The following is a 14,709-nucleotide window of genomic DNA, read 5'->3' on the forward strand; positions in this document are numbered from 1 at the left end:
CAGGCGATGACCAACCGTGTCCGGGTCCCCGCAGCTGTCCGGGAATTACCGAAATCCCTGTCCGGGATTTACCGAAACGCGTGTCCGGGAATTACTGAAATCCGTGTCCGGGAATTTGCGAAACCCGCACTGCGGGCGTCATAGGCCTCCACGGTGCGCCTGAGCGCCTCCAGGCCGGCCTGTGAGGCCATGGCGCCTTCTCTGGCCCCTTTGCCTGCCGCCATCTCTCCAGCCGTGCTCAGACGGTCTGTGCTCCTGAGCGTGGCGTTGTCAATCTGCTGCGGAATGCCCCTGAGCTGCTCATCGGTGATCTTAAGCCATTTGATCAGCGCCTCAAACGTCAGGGCGTTCTGCGCGACCTGCTCATCGGAAACCCCCATGCGGGCGTCCAGCTCATCCAAGATCGCAATGAACGCCTTGGCGCTGTCGCCACCAGTCTCGCTGATCTCCCTGTGGAAGACATCACGCAGACTGTCCCAGCCTTCCGAGCCCTGTTCCGCATCCGTGGCTCTGCTCATCGCCGTCGCTCCATCTGGGCGTTCACATCAGGATCAGTGTCCCCACCGGTCTCAGCACCCTGTGGCGCAGCTTCAGACGCAGTACCCGCATCTGTGACCGAGGAGGTGCTGCCATCCAGGCGCGCGCCACCTTCAGTGCCGAGACCGGAACCAGCACCGCTGCTGCTCGCCTCTCCCCTTGAGCCACCGTCCTTCGCCTCGACGTCGGGACCTGCGTCTGGGGCAGGGGGCACCCATCCGTCAAACGCCTTGCGGTCCTGCGCCCGGGCAAGACCCGCCACCAGAGACATCAGCAGCCTGGTCACCTCCGGATCCCGACTGGCCTTTTCGATCAACGCACCGCCGAGGATGATCTTGCGCCTGGCATCGAGCTTGCGATCCTTGGCTGCCTTCCTAGCGCGGGCGGATTGCAGCCGGGCTTTGGCCTGCTCGTACTGTCGCTGAAGCTTTTCCAGGTTGGAGTCGGCCATGAAGAGGGTTCCTTTGGAGGGGGTATCGCGCTACATTGGTGTGGGCTTACCATGAAAGCTCTTGAGATTGAATGGCGCACTTATGCAAACTCTACAGTCACTTCGTTCCTTCCGAGCTTTGCGTGCGGTCTCCCCGGGGCACAGCCCCCGCCGACGGCGTCCCCATCCAATGCGAGCGAGCGCATTGGACAGAGAGGCGCTACCCGCCCTCTCAAACTCTCCAGAACCAACGTGCGCCGTTGGATTGCGTGCCGGTCTGACGCACCGCCAGGACGACCGGGGCACCTCTGCGGTGCCGGGTCTGCTGGCGGCTGTGTCAGACCGGCTGCTCCGGAACGGTGGGTCCAGTGACCCAGTTCCGAAGCGGGTTTGCCGCGCGGGGCTTGTTCGGCAAACGGCCCTGCCTTGTCCTCTCCCTGCCGCTGCTGGTGTGGTGGCTGGGCAGAGAGAGCGACTGGACAGGGCAAGCAGCGGTACAGCGGCCCACACGGGCCGCAAGTCGCTGCTGCCTTTTGCGCCGCCCGCCCAGCGGTGTGGGGCGCGGCAGGCGGAGCAAAAGGCAGGCGCACGTACCCCCTCTCCTGATCACATTCGGTGCCATCTTGGTTGGCTGGCGATCGGAGAGGGCAGGGCAGCGTTTGCAGCGCTGTCCGGTCTGCGCGGAAGGTAGGGCGCGTGGCGAGTTACCATCTCAGCGTCAAGACCGTGAAGCGTAGTGTCGGGCGGACCGCGACAGCGGCAGCGGCCTACCGTGCGGGCGAGCGTCTGTCTTGCGAGCGCGAGGGCCGGGTGCATGACTATACCCGCAAGCAGGGCATCGAGGAGACGTTCATCCTGGTACCGGCCGGCGCTCCAGACTGGGCGTCGGATCGCGCCGGTCTCTGGAACGCGGTCGAGGATCGCGAGACCCGGCGCAATTCCGTCACGGCCCGGGAGTGGGAGCTGGCGCTGCCGTCGGAGCTGTCAGCCGAGGGACGCGCGGATCTGGCGCGCGGCTTTGCTCAGGCGCTGGTGGAGCGCTACGGCATCGCGGCGGATGTGGCGCTGCACGCCCCGCATCGCGACGGGGATCAGCGCAACCATCATGCCCACATCCTGACCACTACCCGTGTACTGGCGTCAGAGGGGTTGACCGACAAGACCCGCATTCTGGATGCGGCCAAGACCGGCGGGGCGGAGATCGCGGACATGCGCGGTCTTTGGGCGCAGATGCAAAACGCGGCGCTTGAGCGTGCGGAAATTGAGGTGCGGGTCGATCACCGTTCGCTGGAGGATCAGCGCGAAGCGGCGCTGGAGCGTGGTGACGAACTGGTGGCCATGGTGCTGGATCGCGATCCGGAGATCAAGCTGGGACCGGCGGCCAGTAGTATGGAGCGCAAGGCCATGCGGAAGGCGGAACGGGACGGCACGGAGTACGAACCCGTCACCGAGCGCGGGGCGCAGGTGCACGGGGTTCGCCAGCAGCGCAGCCTCATGGCCGATCTGCTGGAGCGCATGGTGCAGGCACGGGATGCCTACACATCGGCACGGGAGGCCGATGCCAGCCGCGTGAGTGCGGTGACGGAAGCGGCGCGGGCGCTGTTCTCCGGGGCAGAGGCCAAAGACTTCACCGACAGTTTTACCCGTGCCTATCAGGATCGTGAGGCCGAGCGGCAGCGGGTGCTGGAAGAAGAACGAGCGCAGGCGCGCGACGCAGCGCGGCTGGCAGCGCTGGAGGCCGCGCGCGGGCAGCTCATCGAGCAGGTCGCGGTCGCCTGGCAGGACAGCCGCGAGATTAAAGACCCCGATGTCGCCAAACAGCGTCAGCAGGCGCTGGTCGGGCAAGTGAAACAGGCCGCCGAGCGGCTCGGCTGCGGGTTTGATGATATCGCAGGGCCCGCCAATGCCCGCGCAAACGAAATCAAGGAACAGCGGGAGCTGGAGTTGGAAAAAACAAGGCATATCGGCAGAGACTTCGGGGACGGATACGGCTTGTGACGGAAGGACAATGGCTCAAGCTGACAAAGCAATCAGGATTTTCCCCGCTCCTGACGCTTCTGATCAACCTAAAACCGTACCGGGCCTACATAGATGACGTTAGGTGTCGAATCCCGCTCAGGGCGGAATCGTATCATAAGATATATTCAAAACTGAGCGCCCAAGGAAGTTTTCTACAATCTTGCCCTTAGCTTACTCCTGCTGAATCGTATTATTTGAAAGATAGTCTGATTGGGACAAATTTGGGATCAGAAAATTCAAAGACTTACAGGTCAAAAAAGCCAATAGGTTCAATTGGTACGCTTACCCGCGTTTTGCTTGTGATACGATTCCGCCCTCCGAATAACCGAAGGACACAAACTGGCGGATTTTTACTCCGCTACAACTGCGCTAAGTCGCAGCCGTTTCTGTGGCCCATTATTGCTGTGCGTTTTACACCGGAGTCGACCCCACGTTAGGGAAGTTGGCAAATATGGGGTTTTGCACTCCACTCATGCGCGAGCTTCGGCCAACTATTCGCGTGTGAATCGAGGGTTGTGTAGATACCCTGCCATGCGTGCAGAGGTAGGTGGTGGTGATTTTTTTGTTTGATGAGTGGTGAAGTTTTACAAGTGATATCGGGCACTCCCCGTCCTTCGAAACCAACTTGGTCGCCGGCAAAACCATTGCCGGCGAACGCCTGCAGCCGGATAACTACCGCGAGCAGAAAAACCCGGAAGCCGAGAAGGGTCGCGATATCGGCCGGAGGCCGACACACGGGTTGTGATATGTTATGTTGGTCAAAATGATAGATTGACCAAGATCGTAATGACCGAGAAACCTGCCGACCTGGTTCTGTTTGGTGGTGAACCAATGTCACTCGTGAACATCGACGGCGTGAAGCCATGGCGTGTGCAGGGCATCCCGTTCTAATGCCAGTATGGCCTGATCAAGCATCACCATGCATTTGGCGACGGGCGGGAGCTGTGTTTTGACAGCGAGTTTGCAGTGCGACCGACAGAGCCTGAGGCGTGAGATCAGCGACCGTGATTGAAAAGGGGCCACCAGCTCATATTTGTTGCGATCTTCCGGGCAGTGGAGGTGAAGAATGAAATTGGATACCAGAGGCTATCAGGCACTCGAACTGATATACGACACAGCGGTCAACCCGGGGAGCTGGCGTCGCGCACTAGATGCGACGGCAACCGCAATTGAAGCTAAGGCTATCGCATTGGTGGTCCGTGGCAAGAAAGCCGGATCAAAAGACTTAACGATGATGTCCAGTGTTTATCTGGATTTTTCTCGCACACCTGCGGGTTGGTACTATGGAGCTTGGCTTTCACGGATGCAGAATAAAGACTGGGATTTTCTCCAAGCCCAGCCCGCACACCAACCGATACCTGACTTGGACACAGGGCTTTCAGCCGAGGCCCTCGACGCCCGCAAAGACTACACCTTTCTAAGGAGAAGAACAGGTGTTGCGCGGCGACTTGGGGTTCGTTTGAACGCAGATCTCGTTTGGTTTGATGCAATGAGCATCGGCTTTGATCAGCATGAGCTCGAAGTGCCGCTTTCCTCGAGTGAAAGGTCAAGAGCTCTGCTTCCGCACCTAACAAAGGCTCTCGAAATTGGTCGCGTTTTCGCCCTTCTGAAAGCTCGATATAAGGCTACGCTTTCGGCCTTGGATCAGGTCCAGGCGGGAATTGCTATTGCGCTGCCGGATGGGCAAGTCATCGTCAAAAATGCTGAAGCGGAGAGAATACTGGGTCTAAAAGACGGCATTGCGCTGGCTGGTGATGGTAGGATTGTGACCGCTGACCCTGATGTAACCTCTAAAATTCGAACTCACATCCTCGACGTGGGCTCAACTGCGCGTGGCCAGTCTAATCGACACGAATCCTTGGTTTCGATAGCGCGCCCGTCAGGTCTGACACCGCTCCTGTTGGATATCGGTCCGGTCAGTGACAGCAAGGCTGAACTGGAGCAGGGACTGGATGGGGCACTTATCACCATTATTGATCCCGAACGAATTCCATACCTTCGATTGGATCGGTTCACGGAGCTCTATGGGTTGACCCATGCAGAAACCGATGTCTGTCGATGGATTGCTGATGGTGCAAGCATTGCAGAGATAGCGGAGCGGCGTGGCACAAGCCCAACAACAGCAAAGAACCAAGTTTCCGCAGTGCTTTCAAAGGCGGGGGTAAGTAGCCGGATTGAGCTGATACGTTTGATACTTCGTGTGTTTCCGCCGGTCGCTTGATGCCTAAAGCGTCCGTCCTGAAACCTGAATCGCGGGGATTAACGAAACGCGTGTCTGAGAGTTTGCGAAACCCGCAGAATGCTCCTCTCGCAAAAAACCGGAGAGTCATGATCCAAATGGATCAAGAGTGGCAAGCCTGTGTTGGTATATCGATAGACGGTGAGTAGAGGGGTTTCCCGCGCATTAGGCTAGCTGGCGGTGGAGAGTGCGGGCACTGACCGGCAGAACAGAATGGGTGCCGACAAAATTTTTTACGCGACTGAAGTCGTGCTAGGCTGAGAGAAAATTTTAGGAAAATTTATGCAATACGCTCTATATAGAAAATTTGCCACTTTGTTTTCATTGCTTTTTGTTCTGGTAGCGTGTGAGCCGATTATCAGTCCGTTCAGTCAAGAGGCATACAAAAACGCCACGACGCTGAAAGCCCAAAGCTTGGCGCTCATAGCCAAGTCGGGACAACCATATTCCACGCACCGAACTGCTGTAGAAATACTCTTGGTTGATGTGGATGCCGCCTATGAGTATTCGAATGGGTTACCGAAGAATGGCGTGGTTTCAGCGCAATGGGACATCCTGCGCGATCCTGATGGGAACTTGTTGGGCGGGTTTGCTAGGAGATGGCGTAACTCAGGGACTCTTAGTCCATTCATACGAGAAGAGATCCGCATGCAAGTTGGTGAGGCGTTCGACACGATTATTTGTGTTGAGATCAACAAGCGGGAAGCTTCCGTCTGTGAAAAATGACTTTTAGGAGGAGCGTTATGTCTTTGTCAGGAAATTGGAACGAATTTATTGATGCAGTTCAAGAAGGCCTAAAAACACTCGTCAAGAACACCGTTCAAGAGACGATTGATCAAGCTGAAGCTGACGCAAAGGCCTTTGTAAAAGACAGTGAACAGGCTCTTCGCCGTTGGGGAGATGCACTAGCTCAAGAAAAGATTTCAAAAGATGATTTCGAGTACCTCGTTGGTGGGCAGAAAGACTTGGCAAAGATGCATGCGCTCAAGGCCGCGGGCGTAACTCAAGCACGGCTCGAACGGTTTCGGACAGGGTTGATTAGCTTGGTCGTAAGCTCTGCGTTTAATGCCATTGGTTTATAATCGGATCCGTATTTTTTGTTCACAACTTCGATCTCGAGCGGAATTATTTGATATCAAGCGTAGGAGAAAACGATGCAAATTTCAGACGACGGTTTGATGATTGTGAAGCACTTTGAGGGTCTTTATCTCAAAGCTTATGCTGATCCTGTCGGGGTTTGGACAATTGGATATGGACACACCGGCGATGCCGCTTACTCCGGAAATGTGATTTCCAAACATGAAGCAGAGGATTTGCTCCGAGAGGATTTGCGTGAAAGTGAGAATTTTGTTGTTCGCTATGTCGACGTTGATCTGAAACAGCACCAGTTTGATGCCTTAGTTTCGTTCACTTTCAATGTTGGTGGTGGCGCACTTTCAAAATCAACCCTGCGTAAAAAGTTGAATGATGGTGATTTCGAGAGTGCCGCAGCAGAATTTCCACGATGGAATAAGGCCACAGTGAAGGGGAAAAAAGTTGTCCTTGCCGGACTTACGCGCAGGCGTTCTTCCGAACGGTTTCTTTTTGAGATGGGCCAAGTGTCCTTTTTCGATGGCCGGGGCATCGTTGATCCCGACGAGACTGAAGTAGAGGCTTCGTCAGCGACGAATGTGCCGACGGGTGCGCCCGGCAGTGGCGCTGAATTCCTTGCCGACCGTGGCAGGGAGGCTGCGCGTGCTGACGAGGTCGTTCTCAGAGAACTCGGAGTAGATGCCCGACTAGTCTTTCCAGTCGAACGTTTGATTGAGTTGAGGAATGATCGTTATCCGACCAGCCGTCCGAGATATTGGGCGGTGGTAAACTTTGACCTTCATTCTGGTAAGTCTCGATTGTTCGTACTCGATGTTGTAGCCGAAGAAGTGACATCATACCTATGTGGCCATGGCATTGGGTCCGAAGGCCCGACGGACGACGGGTTCGCGAATGTGTTTAGTAACGTCTCGGGTTCTAATGCGAGTTCACTAGGGATCTACCGTTGTGCTGAGACGTATCACAGCAGCAAGAACGGGTACTCAATGAAACTGGACGGTCTTGAAGATACGAACAGCAACGCCCGTTCTCGCTACATCGTCATGCATGGTGCGAACTACGTTTCGAAGACATTTGTGCAGCAATTTGGACGCGTCGGTCGCAGTGAGGGGTGCCCTGCAGTGGATCACGCTTATGCCAAGAAGGTGATCGACCAGCTCAAGCTCGGATCATTGCTGATCCACTGGAAAGCCCCGTAAGGCATTAGATTAGAAGTTGCGGAAACGGTCAGATCTTATGTGGACTACGCAAGAGCGCAAGGGGCGAAGAGCAAAAAGGGTGGCGCATGGCGATTTACGACAATTATAGGGAAAAGACATTTCTGGTGTCGGACCCGGATGCTCGCGTTAGATCGACGGGCGACATCTGGGCCTTTTTGACGTACGCTGCCACAGATGACATCCCTGCGGGTTCGGTGGTCGGCGACTACATCCTGATTCCTAAAGAGACAACGGTTTCGGTGCGTGACGTCCGCATCGTACCCGCAGGCAAGCGTAATCGGTTCTTTGCAGATGTTGAAGATGCGGTGAGCGGCCGACACTTCGGCTGGACTGCAACTACGAACTTCCAGGGCGCGTTCCGCAACGTAACCCTAGGCAAGATCGATCCCGAGTCGGGGGCGGGTCGTTACGCCGAAACCGCAGCCTGGAGTAGAGGCGACTATGTCGGCCAGGTTGCCTTGGTGAAGATCGTGGATGCCGGCCTCGAACTGGAAAACCTCACACAGGACACGATTGAGCCGTATTTTGCGATGGTCCAGGCTGCCGCCGCCGACAGCATAGTGATAGTCATAAACAGCGGCTTCCGAACCTATGCGGCGCAGAAATACCTGTACGACAATTGGAAGAAGGGCGTGACGGGCTTCAATCTCGCCGCTAAACCGGGGCACTCAAACCACCAGAACGGCACGGCGCTTGATATCCCCGTTAGCGGCGGGCCGGGTCTGCCGGTTTATGATTGGTTGGCGGTTCACGCGACATCGTTTGGCTTCGTCCGCACAGTGAAGAGTGAGTATTGGCACTGGGAATATCGTCCCTCTGATGCTGCCGAAGCTAAAACCCGGAACGCGCACACACTTTGGGACTAAGATGAAGGACAGTGCACCGTCCCTTGTTTGCCGCAGACCCAGATGTGCGGATACTGGAGCCTGCGAAAGACGAAGAACGAACCGAGCTTAAGGCTTTGCGAGACCACCAACCTATCGGATCCTTTTGATATGAAAAACATAATTTTAGTACACGGCATGAACGCTACTTCAGCGAGTTGGAACACTATACCGGCGAGCCTAGAAGCCGCTGGAAATAACGTTGCTAACATACAGCTACCGGGGCACGACAGGCCTCTTGATATATGGAGCTTGTTGCTTTCCGGCGCTTACTCCGCAGATTTCGGCATGGATGCCTACGTTAGCGAGGTCGTAAATGCATTCCCAGAGGCAGCGGATCAAAAGGTCATACTGATTGGGCATTCAATGGGCGGTGCTGTCATCTCGCATGCCGCCGCGCAGTTCCCAGAGCGCATTGAGAGCCTAATTTACGTCACAGCTATGCTTCCTGATCAGGGGCAATCCGCTCGCGATATAATAGAACTTGCAAGAAACGACCCTACCTTTTCCAAAGAAGGTTTTTTGGGTGACTATTGGCAACATCTACGCAAGTTGAAATTCGTACAGCAACCATCTGAGCCCCTATCAGAGGCATTCACGCGAGGTCCTGAATTCAATTCACTGAAGCGGGCATATATCCGTTGCACTGGTGACGATGTAATCCCCTTGAACGTACAAAATGCCATGATTGCGGCCTATGCTGGATCGATACCCGCTACAGAGGTTAAGACACTGGACCAAAGTCATCTACCTCAATATGACAATCCCAAAGAGTTGTACTCTACAATCAACCGCCTAATCCGATAGTGCCCCTTTGGTCGCCCCGAGTTTGTCGGAGACCATCAACTTCGATAGCGAATCACGGTCTGCACTGCTGGCGCAGCACAACGAGAAGCCCAAACCCTTCAGGTGGACCAAAACCGCACAGGACATTCTCACCCGGGAACGCCGCGCGCTGGATGCTCTCGATGAAATCAGGGGGAAAAGGTAGGAAGCGTCGGACTCGGAACACTAGCTCAGCTTGTTGTTTGAGGCTATAATGAACGCTAAGAACGATCTTTGTGTATTGAGATGTGAGATTTCTTTGAAATGGAATACCTAGAAAAGCTTGTTGGCGCTCTGCCGAAACTGAAGACCCGTATACAGCTCACAGGGTTCATAATAACGGCCGTATTGGGTCTTTTGATTGTTCTATACGACGATGGACAACCAGGATTGGATGTTCTTAGTCTTTGTTTTCTATCAGCGTTTATCTTGATATTTTTCGGATATTTTGTTGAACTGTCGAAGCAGTTTTCCGGAAAGTTTAAGTTAATTTTTGGATTGTCAATATATCTATGTACATTAATAATCTTTTCGATGTTGGTTGTTTTCATCGTACAAACAATTGCAAATGGTAACGCACAAAGCATTGCGGCGCGCCTTGATTTAGAAATTGAAAGCCTTGAAGATGATCGAGATTTAGCCTTGTTAAGGCAGAGTTTTTCTGGACTTCTGGGAGGTCATAGGCGCACGACAGAAACTCTGTCATTAATAGAGGTGAAGCTGAGCCAAGCAAGAGAAGAGCTCGAATTGGCACGATCATCTCCCTTGGCTTATGTGAGTGACAGCAGAAGAATTTCATCTCTTCGAAATGAAATAGGTGAAGTTCGTTTTGAATTGCTGAGGGCTTCCGATAATAGTGACGCCGCAGAAGTCGAAAGACTATCTATCCGACTTGCCAGACTTCTAAAGCAAGAGTTGGCAGAGATTTTTTTTTCCAAAGTTCCTTCCATATATTCAGAGGAGACTACCATTTGGCTGATGTAGTGCTTGAACAGGCTAGGGATGTGTCGGAGACACCTTCTTACTTTTCTCAAAGGGCGCGCGTACTTCATGGAATGGGCCGAACGGCTGAAGCTATCTCGACCTTAAACAATGCGATCAAGCACTACCAAGAAAATAGCATCAGATTTTCCGAGGTTGACAGGGCGTTTCTTATCGGACGACTTGCTACATATTTACGATTTAGTGGTTCTCCAGATGCCGAAATGACCTTCCTCCAGGCTTGGAGCCTAGTTCAAGGTAAGGAGGCTGAGGAGCCAATACTCTTCGCTGAGGTCGCCAGTGACTACGGAGGCTACCTGCATGAGATTGGAGACTTGGGCGGTTCTAGGGCGATATATGTCGAGGCGGTTGGGGTTCTAAGTGAAAATGGTCTTCAAGGGCAAATTTATTCAGAATTACAAAGTAATCTGGCGTTCTCCTACTTTGCATCTGGGCAGTCCAACGAGGCACGAGAACACATCAAGGATGCGATCTCATCTTATGCTGTGCTTGTTGGAAAAGCTGGACTTGACTACAGTTTCTCAACATCTTTTGCGCTTTGGCATCAGCTGTACAGTGCAATCTTGGTTGAGGCCGGGGAGCACTCAGCAGCAATTGACAGTTTTGAAGTTGGTATGTCGATAAACGAGGTAGCTTTCGGCAATGAACACCAACGCTGGGCCAGGTACCTATATGTTCGAGCGCTGCATCATACAAAAGCTGGCGAGTACTCGCAAGCCGAAGAAAATCTAGAATTAAGTATTTCAATATTGCAATCAAGAGATAATATTTCGGATCTTCCATTGACGCGAGCGATGGTGTTCACGGCCATTAATCTTGCGGTGAGCGGTCAGCCAATTCAAGCGCGTGAAGCGCTTCAAAAAATTGAATCCCAATTAAATGCCGGACTGCTAGATCGGAATTTTTTTGACCGTTTCTATAAGTCGGTTGCTATCGCATTAACTAGCCAAATACATGACGCCGGTAGGCACGCAGAAAGCCTAAGCTTTCTGTCAAGTGTACTGGAGAAAGATAATATCACCGCATCTTATAAGCAGTTAGCTTTATTCGTGCTTGGTAAGTACAATAACGATCAATCAGGTATTTCAGAGCGATTCTGTGAATTAAAAAGATATGAAATTGTTCTGGAAGATGATATTATGCGTCGAAACAGCGCGATATCAAATATTTACGCACTTCTGCGAGATGAATGCTGAGGTCAGGGAGACAGGTTGATGGCTAATAAATTGGAGATGGGAGATACTTCAGAATGTACGAAATCCAATTTGGTGGCTTCATACGCGTCACGTACCAGTAAAACTGGAGAGAACTCTTCCGGTCGGATTCAGGAAAAGTTCGAGAATAATGCATTTACGGACTCTATCGCTAATGCAAGCACTACCATGGAAATATGGACTGATAGCCTTCCACCTCTAAGGAAGCACTGATCGCCCCTGATGGATAATAGGCCTTGTAATTCTATAAATTTGAATAAGCATTTTGGAAAACTGGCATTGCAGTTAACACCGTTGTGCAATCTTGATTGCTCTTATTGTTACCTTGCGAACCGAAAAGACTCTAAGCTAATAGATTTCACGACCATCAACGAGCTATTTGTCGCTAATTCAGATAACTTTTTGGATGACGTCGAAGTTTTATTTCATTTTGGCGAACCTCTAGTAGTGGGGGTGACGCGCTTCAGTGAAATTTGCAAGCTTATACGGCTGCATAAACCTGATAGTATAATTAGCCTTCAAACAAACGGTGTTCTAATTGACAATGAATGGGTTAAAGTATTTAGAGAATATCGAGTCAATGTCACCGTAAGCGTTGACTTTCCGTTGGAAATGCACAGTCGTAACCGAAGATCGTGGAGCGGTCGGTCAAGTCTTAACGCTGTTCTAAAAGGATTAAAGTGCCTCAGGCAGAACAATTTGAGCTTCTCCATTTTGTCGGTTCTAACTAAGGAGGCGATAAAATCACCTGAAAAAATCGTCAAAGAGCTCATGCTTATAGGTCCAAGAATTTGGGGTATTAATATTGACGAGGTGGAAGGGCTCAATACTGCTACTAGCTGGAAATCTACAGATACCGAAGATTTTAAGAACTTTTTTGAAAGCATACTTAAGTATCATAAGAGTTTATCAGCGAATTTCAAAATTAGAGAAGTTGACAGGTTCTTAGAGGCTTCAAAGATTAGCGTACACAAAAAGGCTGGAAACGTCACTAATAGTGACTATGTTTCAATTGACGCCTACGGACGAATTTACTTTCTCTCTCCTGAGCTATGCGATTTGCAGAGTCCAAGATATCATAATTTTAGCTTTGGGCGAATAGGTAGAGATTCACTGCTAACAGCCTTTTCTAAGTATCTTGCATCCATTGTTTATCGAGACGCGCTTGTAGGGGAGCAAATATGCAAATCTAGTTGTACCTATTTTGAGACTTGTGGAAGTAGATTCTTCGCAAACAAAGTTTGTGAAAATGGGACGTTGAGGTCATCTGAGACACTAGTTTGCAAACTAGTGATCAAGTGCATTACTGATCATCTCCAGTTTTTGAGCTCTGACATCAAATAGGCCGCGCACGACCTCGATGCGATCGAAGCGGTATAGATTGGCGTCTGGTTTGTCTTGTTCAGATGCATAGTCCCTACCCCCACATCCTGGCTGCGATATCCTGTTCTTCCTTGCCCACAGCATCGGCATAGATCGCCGTGGTGCTGAGCTGGGCATGCCCCATCCATTTTTGGAGCATGTGCAGCGGAATGCCGTTTACTGTGGCGTTGACCCCAAACCCGTGGCGCAAGCCCTTAGGACTGCGGTGCGGCGCGTCCGGTATCCCGGCTTCGATCATGATGCCTTTGACAATCTGCCAGACCCGCACGCGGCTGAGCGGCCAGATTGGCGCCTTGGCCTGCTTGCGCGACTTCTGGGCCTCTCGGATGCCATGCGCGGTGTTGAGCGTGTCCAGGTAGTCCGGGGGCACCGGAACGCTTCTGTAGACGATCTTCGAGGCACCAGAGGCATCCTTGCGCTTCTTCAGGCTGCGAATGGTGACTGTACCGCCCGACAGGTCCACCCTGGCCGGGGTGATCTCCACCAGCTCGGACGGCCGACAGCCGGTGAAGTGCAGCGTTTCGCAGAGGGTACGATCCCGCGCAGGCTTGCGGCGGACCACCGCCAGAAAGGCAGCGCGTTCTTCGGCGTTGAGGTAAAGCCGGTTTCCGGCGGTGTCGGTGAGGCGCATCTCGCTCATGTTTAACAGTCTATCCGAAGACTGTTAAACCGCGAAGCAGAAATCACGCCCCTGCCCTATCGATCCACAGGCATTGCGGGGCGAGAACTTAACAGAATTGATAATAGTGTTAAAATACATGTTCAGGCAGTGCAGCGGTTCAGGTTGGCTGACAACCGAAACCCGATAAACTGGGAAATTTGAATTGCCATTGACACAGATTGCCTCAACCATGTTGTCGTCGTTCCACCGCCATGGTCACCATGGAGCGCGACCCGAAAGGAGGCTATAACCGTTCGGCCAAAATCCCACACGCACTGAGCGCCCCAACAGCTACCAAACGTCGTTTGGCAAAAATTTCCCGTGTGTTGGAGTGAGAATAACGCTATCGTTATACCTATAAGTGCATTCACACTATCTTCAGGATTAATGATATGAAGAAATTTATTCTTACGGCTCCAGTTATTTTGGCCGGGTGCTTTGGTGTCGGAGAACCCACATCGACCGCAGAAGTCGATTTCTCATATGCGAAACCGAATAGGCTTGGAATGTACGATCCTAGAGCCACTCCCGCTGGAACTTTCTACATGTGGAATACTGAAACGAACCGACTTACCCCTATCGGAGAAGTTAAGCTTACTGAAGGAACGTCATCCCAACCTAGAAATGTAAACGGGGATCGATTGGCAGGCTTTGGTGTAGAAGGGTTGCCCATTGCTGATCTTAAAATTTTGGAAGCGACGATTGGGGGCGAATTCAAAACCGAGGTAAAAAACAGCGTTCGGCAACAGTTCTTCAACTCAAAGACGGCGCTGCGAGATTACACTCGAGCAAAAAAGGCCAACGGAGCAACTACCGAAGACATCCTAGAACTTTTCCAGCCGAAGGATAAAAGATACAGAACTGTCATTTTTGTGTCGGAAGACCGATCCGAAAGCGCCAAATTTCGCGTGGGCGCGCGTGAAACAGATGGCGCTACTGTTGCAAAGTTCAAGATCAAGCTTCCTGGTCAGGATATCCTAACTGTGACCGCAGACGCCGTGAGTAGCGCGAGTTGCGAAAAACCTACAGGCAGTAGCGGCGATCGGCCTGTTTGTTTCACCGAAGTGATAGTCTACGATCCATATGTTCAAGACAATGGAAACCTGAGTTGGAGAATTGACGATTCGTATAGCCAAACCGCACTTTCGATGGCGCTCAGAAACCTCTAAACTTCATATTTTTATTAGATGTTTCCGGACCTGTCAC

At 52.3% G+C, this 14,709-nt stretch carries 13 protein-coding genes; 10 read left to right on the forward strand and 3 right to left on the reverse strand.

Annotated elements, in window-relative coordinates:
* Positions 1-68: 68 nt before the first annotated feature.
* Entirely contained in the window at positions 69-518 is a 450-nt protein-coding gene (locus ABJO75_RS06025) for a hypothetical protein (protein WP_348126760.1), read from the reverse strand.
* Complete coding sequence (locus tag ABJO75_RS06030) at positions 515-988, reverse strand: hypothetical protein (protein ID WP_348126758.1); 474 nt, start codon at positions 986-988, stop codon at positions 515-517. The genes ABJO75_RS06025 and ABJO75_RS06030 overlap by 4 nt, the downstream gene beginning before the upstream one ends.
* Before the next feature lie 675 nt (positions 989-1,663).
* Between ABJO75_RS06030 and mobQ the strand changes: the two genes are divergently transcribed.
* The 9 genes from mobQ to ABJO75_RS06075 all read left to right on the forward strand — a co-directional run bounded on the left by mobQ (position 1,664) and on the right by ABJO75_RS06075 (position 11,441).
* Positions 1,664-2,965: a MobQ family relaxase gene (mobQ, locus tag ABJO75_RS06035; protein ID WP_348126756.1), complete on the forward strand. Its 1,302-nt coding sequence runs from the start codon at positions 1,664-1,666 to the stop codon at positions 2,963-2,965.
* 1,087 nt (positions 2,966-4,052) lie between these two features.
* Positions 4,053-5,207: a helix-turn-helix transcriptional regulator gene (locus tag ABJO75_RS06040; RefSeq protein WP_348126754.1), complete on the forward strand. Its 1,155-nt coding sequence runs from the start codon at positions 4,053-4,055 to the stop codon at positions 5,205-5,207.
* Between the two features lie 300 nt (positions 5,208-5,507).
* Positions 5,508-5,951: a hypothetical protein gene (locus ABJO75_RS06045; protein ID WP_348126752.1), complete on the forward strand. Its 444-nt coding sequence runs from the start codon at positions 5,508-5,510 to the stop codon at positions 5,949-5,951.
* A 17-nt stretch (positions 5,952-5,968) separates the two neighbouring features.
* Positions 5,969-6,307: a hypothetical protein gene (locus tag ABJO75_RS06050; protein ID WP_348126750.1), complete on the forward strand. Its 339-nt coding sequence runs from the start codon at positions 5,969-5,971 to the stop codon at positions 6,305-6,307.
* A gap of 72 nt (positions 6,308-6,379) precedes the next feature.
* Positions 6,380-7,513: a murein L,D-transpeptidase catalytic domain-containing protein gene (locus ABJO75_RS06055; protein WP_348126748.1), complete on the forward strand. Its 1,134-nt coding sequence runs from the start codon at positions 6,380-6,382 to the stop codon at positions 7,511-7,513.
* An 86-nt stretch (positions 7,514-7,599) separates the two neighbouring features.
* A complete protein-coding gene (locus tag ABJO75_RS06060) occupies positions 7,600-8,400 on the forward strand; it encodes a M15 family metallopeptidase (protein WP_348126746.1) in 801 nt (266 codons plus the stop codon).
* 129 nt (positions 8,401-8,529) lie between these two features.
* Positions 8,530-9,225, forward strand: coding sequence for an alpha/beta fold hydrolase (locus ABJO75_RS06065; RefSeq protein WP_348126744.1), 696 nt, complete (start codon positions 8,530-8,532; stop codon positions 9,223-9,225).
* Between the two features lie 282 nt (positions 9,226-9,507).
* Complete coding sequence (locus tag ABJO75_RS06070; RefSeq protein ID WP_348126742.1) at positions 9,508-10,227, forward strand: hypothetical protein; 720 nt, start codon at positions 9,508-9,510, stop codon at positions 10,225-10,227.
* Complete coding sequence (locus ABJO75_RS06075; protein ID WP_348126740.1) at positions 10,215-11,441, forward strand: hypothetical protein; 1,227 nt, start codon at positions 10,215-10,217, stop codon at positions 11,439-11,441. Before ABJO75_RS06070 ends, ABJO75_RS06075 begins: the two co-directional genes overlap by 13 nt.
* A 1,435-nt stretch (positions 11,442-12,876) precedes the next feature.
* Here the strand turns inward: ABJO75_RS06075 and ABJO75_RS06080 are convergent.
* Positions 12,877-13,482, reverse strand: a complete 606-nt coding sequence (locus ABJO75_RS06080) for a tyrosine-type recombinase/integrase (protein WP_348126738.1) — start codon at positions 13,480-13,482, stop codon at positions 12,877-12,879.
* A gap of 413 nt (positions 13,483-13,895) precedes the next feature.
* Between ABJO75_RS06080 and ABJO75_RS06085 the strand changes: the two genes are divergently transcribed.
* Positions 13,896-14,672, forward strand: a complete 777-nt coding sequence (locus tag ABJO75_RS06085; RefSeq protein WP_348126736.1) for a hypothetical protein — start codon at positions 13,896-13,898, stop codon at positions 14,670-14,672.
* Positions 14,673-14,709: the final 37 nt, after the last annotated feature.

It is taken from the genome of Sedimentitalea sp., from assembly GCF_039973035.1.
Taxonomy (GTDB): domain Bacteria; phylum Pseudomonadota; class Alphaproteobacteria; order Rhodobacterales; family Rhodobacteraceae; genus Sedimentitalea.

Excerpts from the sequence above, each read along its gene's own strand:
- ABJO75_RS06025 (WP_348126760.1), bottom strand. The coding sequence starts at position 518 with ATGAGCAGAGCCACGGATGCGGAACAGGGCTCGGAAGGCTGGGACAGT.
- ABJO75_RS06030 (WP_348126758.1), bottom strand. The coding sequence starts at position 988 with ATGGCCGACTCCAACCTGGAAAAGCTTCAGCGACAGTACGAGCAGGCC.
- ABJO75_RS06040 (WP_348126754.1), top strand. The coding sequence starts at position 4,053 with ATGAAATTGGATACCAGAGGCTATCAGGCACTCGAACTGATATACGAC.
- ABJO75_RS06045 (WP_348126752.1), top strand. The coding sequence starts at position 5,508 with ATGCAATACGCTCTATATAGAAAATTTGCCACTTTGTTTTCATTGCTT.
- ABJO75_RS06050 (WP_348126750.1), top strand. The coding sequence starts at position 5,969 with ATGTCTTTGTCAGGAAATTGGAACGAATTTATTGATGCAGTTCAAGAA.
- ABJO75_RS06055 (WP_348126748.1), top strand. The coding sequence starts at position 6,380 with ATGCAAATTTCAGACGACGGTTTGATGATTGTGAAGCACTTTGAGGGT.
- ABJO75_RS06060 (WP_348126746.1), top strand. The coding sequence starts at position 7,600 with ATGGCGATTTACGACAATTATAGGGAAAAGACATTTCTGGTGTCGGAC.
- ABJO75_RS06065 (WP_348126744.1), top strand. The coding sequence starts at position 8,530 with ATGAAAAACATAATTTTAGTACACGGCATGAACGCTACTTCAGCGAGT.
- ABJO75_RS06070 (WP_348126742.1), top strand. The coding sequence starts at position 9,508 with ATGGAATACCTAGAAAAGCTTGTTGGCGCTCTGCCGAAACTGAAGACC.
- ABJO75_RS06080 (WP_348126738.1), bottom strand. The coding sequence starts at position 13,482 with ATGAGCGAGATGCGCCTCACCGACACCGCCGGAAACCGGCTTTACCTC.
- ABJO75_RS06085 (WP_348126736.1), top strand. The coding sequence starts at position 13,896 with ATGAAGAAATTTATTCTTACGGCTCCAGTTATTTTGGCCGGGTGCTTT.